An 8,101-nucleotide genomic window follows, 5' to 3' on the forward strand; every position below is an offset into this window, starting at 1 on the left:
TACTTAGTGCGAGCTTGAGGATAACGCTGGCAGTTATCCTCAATGTTAAGCCCGCTCAGCTGCTGCTCAGTATAAATATGGTAATTAGGCTGCACTGAATTTGGATCATCTAAGCTGGCGATCGTTAGGGTGAGATAATCGGGATACTCAGTGTGCCTAAAGGTCAGTGAGCAGCCACATTGGGCGCAAAATCCGCGTCTTACATATTCTGATGAGGCAAACTCAGTGATGTTGCCCTTAAGCCATGTCACCTGCGACACGTTAAAATCCATCCAAGCACCAAAGGCTGCCCCAATACTCTTTTGGCACATGCGGCAGTGACAATAATCCGCATCGAAGGGCTTGCCCTCAATCCGATAACGAATCGCTCCGCATAAACAACCGCCCTCTTGCAAGATCTTAGACATATCCATTAACCCTCATCAAACAGAGCAAAAACCTAATACATTAAGTTACCTTGATTATCTTGTATAACTGACCAGTCAAGACAGCTCATTACGCATCAATTTCTTGCTGCAATTTTTCCAGCTCATCTAAAATATGCAGAAATTTTTGGCCAAACTCCGTCACTTGATATTCGACCCGCGGTGGTAATTCGTTATAAATGACCTTATCTAAAATGCCAAATTCAATGTTTTTTTTTAAACATTGATTCAATACCTTAGTGGAGAGTCCCTCGACTGAGCGCACCATTTCTCCAGGCCTTTGGATCCCATTGGCCAACAACTGATAAACCGTTAATGACCATTTGCAACCATAAATCGTCTCGACCATTCGGGCTGAGCGCTCAGGCGGCGATTTGCGAGAAATAATTTTTTCATTGTTATTCATAAAGATGTACCAAAAAGTACCTGCCTAACCAATTTGTACTTACTGTTCAGATAGTTATTGAGTCCATAAGATTACCACCTTGATAATACATAGGAGTAGCAAATGCAATTTAATACCTCAAATCTGGCCATTATTATTGGCGGTAGTAGCGGCATCGGTTTTGAAACCGCTAAACAACTGGTCAAGCAAGGCGTACCAGTGCTTATCGTGGGTAATCAACAAGAAAAACTCACCGCCGCCGTCGCTGCACTCAAACAGGAAAATACAATCCCCGAGTTACAGGTCGAGGGGTTTCAAGCCAACCTTTACCAAGCTGCGGATCTTAATCGCCTGATTGCACACATTAACCAACTCGAGCATAAGGTCGGCTATCTCGTCAATGCGGCGGGGTATTTCAATCCCAAATCCTTTATTGACCACACTGAAGCCGATTACGAACTGTATATGGGGTTAAATAAAGCGCTGTTCAGGATTACCCAAGCCGTGACCCACAAGATGATCGATGCGGGCGGTGGTAGTATAGTGAACATAGGTTCGATGTGGGCAAAACAAGCGGTTAAAGCCACGCCTTCGTCGGCGTATTCGATGGCCAAAGCTGGGTTACACGCATTAACCCAACACTTAGCGATGGAACTGGCGGACAAGCATATTCGCGTCAATGCGGTTTCACCTGCGGTGGTCAATACGCCAATCTATAACGCTTTTATTCCAAAGGAAGAGCGAGACCAAGTGCTTGCAAGCTTTGATGCTTTTCATCCAATTGGACGAGTCGGCACTCCTGCCGATGTGGCAAATAGCGTGTGCTTTTTGTTATCCAATGACACCAGCTGGGTAACAGGTGCAATTTGGGATGTTGATGGCGGCGTGATGGCAGGACGCAACTAAATTCACGAGTTAATACACTGCGAGCGACACATAACTAATCATTAGAAAAGGTTAAATCGGGTCTAACACTATGCTTAATATGAACTTTAGTGAACGTATCGTTATTGATACTGAGCAGCAACCTTGGTTGCCAAGCCCTGCTCAAGGGGTGTGGCGTAAACCACTGGAGCGGGAGGCTAAGGAATCAGGGCACACCACCAGCATAGTGAAATATGACGCGGGCTCGCAGTTTACGACCCACCAGCATCCGCAGGGCGAAGAAATCCTTGTGCTCGAAGGGGTATTTTCCGATGAAAACGGTGATTATCCCGCGGGTAGTTATCTACGCCATCCCCCCGGGAGCCAACATGCTCCTTTTAGCCAAACAGGTTGCGTGATTTTCGTAAAACTTAACCAATTCGATCCGCGGGATCTCGAACTGATCAGAATTAATACTCAGCAGACACCATGGTTACCGGGTATTGGTGGCTTACAAGTCATGCCGTTACACGAGTTCGAGCACCAACATACCGCATTAGTGAAATGGCCTAAGGGAGAAAAATTTCAACCCCATCGGCATTTTGGTGGCGAAGAAATCTTAGTGTTATCGGGCAAGTTTCAAGATGAGCTAGGTGAATATCCGCGCCACACATGGATACGCAGCCCCCATATGAGCGGCCATTTTCCTTTTGTCGAAGAGGAAACCATTATCTTAGTAAAAACTGGCCATTTGCCCATTAGCGCCATGTAACGCTAGCAGACGACTCATTAGGCTTAGACCGCATAAGTGTTAGCGACTGACTTATGCGGCCGAGGAAATATCAGCCTTTGCCATCGGTGAGCTTTTGCGCCAGCGCGGTGGCATTGCGCGCGGTAATACCATAAATCGACAACTGTGGGTTTGCACCTAAGCTAGTCGGGAAGATAGAACCGTCCATCACCGACAGATTATCCAAATAATGTGACTGCCCATAGCTATTGACCATAGAGAGCTTTTCATCTTCGCCGAATGGACAGCCCCCCATCACATGGGCCGAGGCCACCACCGTCTTTAGCGGCGCTAAGTCCATTTGGGCTATGCTCTCTTTCGCCTCCTTCCATGACGACAAATAGGGCATACCATCGCTGATAGGCAGCACTTTTAATGCGCCTGCAGAAAATTGCAATTCGGCCATGCTGGCGTAGGCTCGCCGCGCTGCCCGCCAAAAAGCGTCGGTTAATGGATAATCTAACGTAAAGCCCGTTGGGGTTAAATGCACTTGTCCACCTTGACTGTCGGGATGATAACCGTCGCGAACCAAGGCGATAGTCACCTGCAACTGATTAAACTGCGCCATCAACTCAGCATGGCTTAATCCATAACCTATGGTCTTAGAGGCGATCAAAATCGGATGCACTGGCGGCACTTCGAGCTTGTAACCTAACTCGCCATCTGCGCCATTTTTCCAAACAAACTCATCGGAATAGATAGATTGAGGTGCGCCGCTGTGGGCATTAATCGCATCGGCAAATACGCCGCCAGAAAGCACAGTGGGATGTAAAAAGGTTCGTTTGCCCAATAACTGGTAGGGATCGGGCACCTCAGAGCGCATCATTAAGGTCGGCGTGTGGATAGCGCCAGCGCTCAAAATATAGTGTTTGGCTTTAAACAGCAGCTCAACCGCAGTCGGCCTTAAATTAACGTCGAGCGCCTGTGCCTTGAGGGCAAAGACTTGGCCATTATGATGTTCAATCTTAACGACTTTGGCACGGCTAATCAGCTGTGCGCCTTTCTCTAATGCACTCGGAATTGTCGTTACTAGCATCGACTGTTTGGCATTGACTGGGCAGCCCATCCCGCAATAGCCAGTATTCCAGCAGCCTGCGACATTGCGCTTTATCACAGTGTAATCCCAACCTAGGTTGATACAGCCTTGTTTGAGCGCGCCGTTATTACGGTTAGGCTCATAATTCCATTCGTGGATATTGAGCCGCTGCTCCATCTGCTCGAACCAAGGCGCTAAGGTTTCAGGATCGAGTCCGGCTACAGATTTATGCTGCGCCCAAAAGGCTAAGGCATCCTTTGGCGTACGGATCGAGGTGGTCCAATTGATGGTCGTAGAGCCACCCACGGCGCGACCTTGGAAGATACCAATCGCTTTATCAGCGGTTTTCATCGCCGCCGCCTGTTGATACAAATTCGGGTAAGCAACCCGCTCCTCCATATTAAAATCGCTGGAGGATTTAAGCGGCCCCGCTTCAATCATGATCACACTGAGCCCAGCTTGGGTGAGGATCTCCGCCGCTACGCCGCCACCTGCGCCCGTGCCCACAATCACCACATCGGCTTCAAATTGTTGGTTTTCTTGCAGCTGACTGGCATCGGTATGTAACCAACCGGAATTTAAGCCTGTCACTATGGGATCTATGATTGCCACTTGGAATACTCCATCTTCACATTATTGTTATTATTCGATGCTCAGCCTATTTGAACAACTCAGGCTTGGCGTAGTGGAGTCGGCTCCAATGCTCAGGACAAGCGTAATAACTGGCCATCACTAATTCTCGCAGGCCTAAATAAGCCGTTTGCAATAACGCAAAGTAGCTGTGGCGCCAAGTCTCGAGCATTTGGGTCAACTCGGCGGGAGAGCGCATTAACAGTGGCGTCATGCTTGAGGTAAGTAGCAATAATCCAAGGCGATTCTCGAGCATATCGAGTAGTTCAAATAACTCGGACTGCTGTTCATCTGGCAACACAGCGATCGATTGTTTAATGGCATCTAAGGTGCGATTTTGCGCCGCCACCTTATGGGTTGCCACATCAGGCAAAGCCCCATCAAGCATCACAGGCAACAGTACACTGAATAGTAAGCGGTAGTCTTTCCCCTCGCCTTCATCGGGTAGACTAAATTCGGGAGAATAAAGATTCACCCCTAGGGCTATCGCCGCTGTACCAGCAAACGCGCCCAGTAAAAAGGTTCGTCTATTCATCAATGTCTCCCCAAGACGCTTAGTGTTAAATTACTGTGCTACAATGACCGCGAACCTAAATTAAACACACGTTTTAATTTTCAGCAATAGTTGATGCCAAGATAAGATCCCATGCCAAACGCTTTTACACCGCCTTGGTGGGCCAAAAGTCCCCATGTACAAACCATTTTGCCCGTATTCACTAAAGTGGCCAAACCTGTGCTTAAGCGACAGCGACTCGAGCTTCCCGATGGCGATTTTATCGATTTAGATTGGCAAGCTAGGCCAGAAATCGGTAAACCCATTGTGGTTATCATTCATGGATTAGAGGGCAGTGCCCAGTCCCATTATTCCAGACGCATTCTGCAAGCCTGTAAAGAACAAGAGTTAGCGGCCGTGGTTCACCATCATAGAAGCTGCTCAGGTGAAGCCAATCGTCTCGCCCGCAGTTACCACAGTGGCGACACCGACGATTTGCAGTTTAGCCTAAGCCAGCTGCAACAAACCTATCCGCAATCACCTTTATTGGCAGTAGGTTACAGCTTAGGCGGCAATGTATTGACCAAATATCAAGGCGAATATCAAGAGCACAGCCTGTTGAGTCGCGCTGTAGTCGTGTCGGCGCCGCTGCAATTATCGGCCTGTGCAAAACGCTTAGAGAATGGTTTTTCAAAGGTGTATCAAAGCCATTTAATCAAGCAGTTACAATATAAGGTCAATCAAAAGCTTAATGATCCAGAGCTTGCTGGCACTATGACCTTGACCCCAATCCAAGTTGCTAATCTCAATACTTTTTATGACTTTGACGATAAAGTCACCGCCCCGCTCCATGGATTTTTAGGTGTAGAAGATTACTATACCCGCGCCAGCGGCTTACCCTTTGTTAGCCGAATCACTAAGCCTACGCTAATTATGCATGCCAAGGACGATCCCTTTATGACGGATGAGGTCATCCCGCATCCCAGCCAGCTTTCCGAACATGTGGAATATGAGTTACATGCCCATGGCGGCCATGTTGGTTTTATCGAAGGCGGCACGCCATGGAAGCCACGCTATTATTTAGAGCGGCGCATTTTAGACTTTTTACTCGCCAATGATGCGTCATCGGCACCTTAAGGAACCCGAATGCTTATCCCCTACAATGCCTTACTCCAACTCCCCAAAGAGACCTTAGTCAATTTGATCCGCGAATATTTGTTAGGGCAAGTGGAAGATGGAAGTTTTACTAGCCTAGATGAGCAAGAACTATCAAGCGCAATAGTGCAATGCCAACAAGCACTTAAACAAGGTAAACTTGTCTTAGAATACAGTGAAGAGGATGAGTCCTTTGCCATTCGTCACGCTGACCAAGTGGCCAAACGGCAAGATTGACCATTAGTATCCCTGTGCCGTATAAATAGCTTATACGGTTTATCGCTCCCACTGAGCGGCTCTTTATGGTGCCTAGGTAGAAAAAATGTCAGCAAAACATCCAATTATTGCAGTTACAGGCTCATCTGGGGCAGGAACCACCACAACCACCACCGCCTTTAGTCATATTTTTCGCCAACTTGGAATCAATGCCGCCTTTGTAGAAGGGGATAGTTTTCATCACTATACCCGCGCAGAGATGGAAGTGATGATCCGTAAATCCCAAGCCGAGAATCGTAACCTGAGCTATTTTGGCCCCGAGGCCAATAACTTTGCCCGCCTAGAACAATGCTTTCGCGATTATGGCGCCACGGGCCAAGGTGAAACCCGCAGCTACTTACACACCTTTGACGAAGCCGTGCCATTTAACCAAATGCCTGGCACCTTCACCCAATGGCGTCCACTGCCCGAAAACACCGATATGTTGTATTACGAAGGCTTACATGGTGGCGTAGTCACGGGCGATGCCAATGTGGCCCAGCATGTGGATTTGCTGATCGGCATGGTGCCTATCGTCAACTTAGAGTGGATCCAAAAGATCATTCGCGATACATCGGAGCGTGGCCATAGCCGCGAAAAAGTCATGGGCTCAATCGTCCGCAGCATGGACGATTACATTAAGCATATGACGCCGCAATTTTCGCGCACCCATATCAACTTCCAACGGGTGCCGACGGTAGATACCTCTAACCCCTTTAGCGCCAAAGATATTCCAAGCCTAGATGAAAGCTTTGTGGTGATCCGTTTTCGCGGCATCAACAACGTCGACTTCCCCTATTATTTGAGCATGATCCAAGGCTCCTTTATGTCACGGGTTAACACCTTGGTGGTGCCGGGTGGCAAAATGTCGCTCGCAATGGAGCTGATCCTTACACCGCTGATTAAAGATTTGATGGAAAAACGCCAACAGCTTAATAGTCCGCAGGCGAACTGAGATAGCGTTAACGTTTGACTAAAGGCTAATGAAATAAAGCCTTTTTGAGCAATAGATTAAGTTTGATTTAAGCCATTGAAGTTAATCTTATTGGCATCGGGATTTCAGGCGAAAGAACGATAGTTGGCATACTCTTGGGAGTTAATTCCCCCATCTTGATCTGTTGATTCCCTTGAGTATGTCAGCAACCTTCAAAACAATTTTGAGCTGTTAACTCCACATCCATGCTTGATCTGTTGATTCCCTTGAGTATGTCAGCAACGCTGAACCAAATAGGTTCTAGGTTCTAGGTTCTAGGTTCTAGGTTCTAGCAGCGAAGCGCTCTCGCAGTTGTGAAGCAACGCCCTAGATTCTAGCAGCGAAGCGCTCTCGCAGTTGCGAAGCAACGCCCTAGATTCTAGCAGCGTTTTTGCTGCGCCCTAGCAAACCAGATTTTTATACATCACCATACATTCCAAGGCGATACCGCGGGGTGAGCAATAGATAGATTCTTCCTCAAAACCTTCACCGCCGAAACCGTAGTGGCGATAAAACCCCACGGCATTGAGGGTAGATTCTAATCGCAATTGGGCGATGCCTAAGTTAAAGGCTTTTGTTTCAATAAATTGCAGTAACGACTTGCCGACACCTAAGCCCATCGCCTCGGGAGCAACGAACAGCGCCTCGACCTGAGCATAGGGTTCATCCAGCATAATGGTACCAACCAAAGTGCCTTCTTGAGTCTCATCATCAAGGATTTCAGCCACATAAAAATGCGCGCCCACCATACGACGAAAAGATTCGGTCAATTCGCCCTGCATCCAAATCTGCAAGTCATCTTGAGCATAAAATCCGGCGCAGCCTTTATTAATCGCCGCATTGCGAATGTCCCAGCAAGCCTTAGCATCTAATTGCGTTGCTTTACGTATCCTTAGCATAGTCATCCCGATAAATAGCCCAGGTCCTAGCTGTAGCCATAACCATAGCCAACCGCTAATACGCTGAATCATAAAATAAACATATAAAGACTCATACTGCCCACGTTTTAATTCTATGCAGTAAAGAATCCACCTTCTAAAGAAGGTGGCTTTGTTTTAACCCCCTAAAAGGGGGCCTTTATTCAAGAGCAAGTTG

General features: G+C 47.6%; 10 protein-coding genes. 5 read left to right on the forward strand and 5 right to left on the reverse strand.

What is annotated here, in order from left to right; translation table 11 throughout:
- Together L976_RS18870 and L976_RS18875 are read right to left on the reverse strand one after the other, a co-directional pair.
- On the reverse strand, positions 1–407 hold a 407-nt coding region (locus L976_RS18870), incomplete at its 3' end, for a GFA family protein (protein WP_156143265.1).
- A gap of 88 nt (positions 408–495) precedes the next feature.
- The gene (locus L976_RS18875; RefSeq protein ID WP_037414574.1) at positions 496–831 is read right to left on the reverse strand and encodes a winged helix-turn-helix transcriptional regulator; all 336 of its coding nucleotides are present in this window, start codon (positions 829–831) and stop codon (positions 496–498) included.
- A 102-nt stretch (positions 832–933) separates the two neighbouring features.
- On the opposite strand from L976_RS18875, the gene L976_RS18880 reads away from it, so the two are divergent.
- Both L976_RS18880 and L976_RS18885 read left to right on the forward strand, forming a co-directional pair.
- Positions 934–1,716, forward strand: coding sequence for an SDR family NAD(P)-dependent oxidoreductase (locus tag L976_RS18880; RefSeq protein WP_037414571.1), 783 nt, complete (start codon positions 934–936; stop codon positions 1,714–1,716).
- Between the two features lie 70 nt (positions 1,717–1,786).
- Positions 1,787–2,446: a cupin domain-containing protein gene (locus L976_RS18885; RefSeq protein WP_037414569.1), complete on the forward strand. Its 660-nt coding sequence runs from the start codon at positions 1,787–1,789 to the stop codon at positions 2,444–2,446.
- A gap of 70 nt (positions 2,447–2,516) precedes the next feature.
- Here L976_RS18885 and L976_RS18890 read toward each other — a convergent pair whose 3' ends face one another.
- Both L976_RS18890 and L976_RS18895 read right to left on the reverse strand, forming a co-directional pair.
- Positions 2,517–4,112, reverse strand: a complete 1,596-nt coding sequence (locus L976_RS18890) for a GMC family oxidoreductase (RefSeq protein ID WP_037414567.1) — start codon at positions 4,110–4,112, stop codon at positions 2,517–2,519.
- Between the two features lie 46 nt (positions 4,113–4,158).
- Positions 4,159–4,665 carry a hypothetical protein gene (locus tag L976_RS18895; RefSeq protein WP_047539290.1) on the reverse strand — a complete coding sequence of 169 codons (507 nt, stop codon included), beginning with the start codon at positions 4,663–4,665 and terminating at the stop codon, positions 4,159–4,161.
- Positions 4,666–4,776: 111 nt separating this feature from the next.
- On the opposite strand from L976_RS18895, the gene L976_RS18900 reads away from it, so the two are divergent.
- From L976_RS18900 to L976_RS18910, 3 genes are all read left to right on the forward strand, one after another.
- A complete protein-coding gene (locus tag L976_RS18900) occupies positions 4,777–5,760 on the forward strand; it encodes a hydrolase (RefSeq protein WP_047539292.1) in 984 nt (327 codons plus the stop codon).
- Between the two features lie 9 nt (positions 5,761–5,769).
- Positions 5,770–6,015 (forward strand): YheU family protein, encoded by a 246-nt coding sequence (locus L976_RS18905; protein WP_047539295.1) that lies wholly within the window; start codon positions 5,770–5,772, stop codon positions 6,013–6,015.
- Positions 6,016–6,100: 85 nt separating this feature from the next.
- A complete protein-coding gene (locus tag L976_RS18910; RefSeq protein ID WP_011071167.1) occupies positions 6,101–6,988 on the forward strand; it encodes a phosphoribulokinase in 888 nt (295 codons plus the stop codon).
- Positions 6,989–7,407: 419 nt separating this feature from the next.
- On the opposite strand, the gene L976_RS18915 is transcribed toward L976_RS18910, so the two are convergent.
- Positions 7,408–7,905, reverse strand: coding sequence for a GNAT family N-acetyltransferase (locus tag L976_RS18915; RefSeq protein WP_047540746.1), 498 nt, complete (start codon positions 7,903–7,905; stop codon positions 7,408–7,410).
- Positions 7,906–8,101 lie beyond the last annotated feature (196 nt).

Source organism: Shewanella sp. ZOR0012, from assembly GCF_000798835.1.
GTDB classification, from domain to species: domain Bacteria; phylum Pseudomonadota; class Gammaproteobacteria; order Enterobacterales; family Shewanellaceae; genus Shewanella; species Shewanella xiamenensis.

What these genes read in the sequence shown, in the direction of transcription:
- L976_RS18875 (WP_037414574.1), bottom strand. Translation starts at nt 831, where the DNA reads ATGAATAACAATGAAAAAATTATTTCTCGCAAATCGCCGCCTGAGCGC.
- L976_RS18880 (WP_037414571.1), top strand. Translation starts at nt 934, where the DNA reads ATGCAATTTAATACCTCAAATCTGGCCATTATTATTGGCGGTAGTAGC.
- L976_RS18885 (WP_037414569.1), top strand. Translation starts at nt 1,787, where the DNA reads ATGCTTAATATGAACTTTAGTGAACGTATCGTTATTGATACTGAGCAG.
- L976_RS18895 (WP_047539290.1), bottom strand. Translation starts at nt 4,665, where the DNA reads ATGAATAGACGAACCTTTTTACTGGGCGCGTTTGCTGGTACAGCGGCG.
- L976_RS18900 (WP_047539292.1), top strand. Translation starts at nt 4,777, where the DNA reads ATGCCAAACGCTTTTACACCGCCTTGGTGGGCCAAAAGTCCCCATGTA.
- L976_RS18905 (WP_047539295.1), top strand. Translation starts at nt 5,770, where the DNA reads ATGCTTATCCCCTACAATGCCTTACTCCAACTCCCCAAAGAGACCTTA.
- L976_RS18910 (WP_011071167.1), top strand. Translation starts at nt 6,101, where the DNA reads ATGTCAGCAAAACATCCAATTATTGCAGTTACAGGCTCATCTGGGGCA.
- L976_RS18915 (WP_047540746.1), bottom strand. Translation starts at nt 7,905, where the DNA reads ATGCTAAGGATACGTAAAGCAACGCAATTAGATGCTAAGGCTTGCTGG.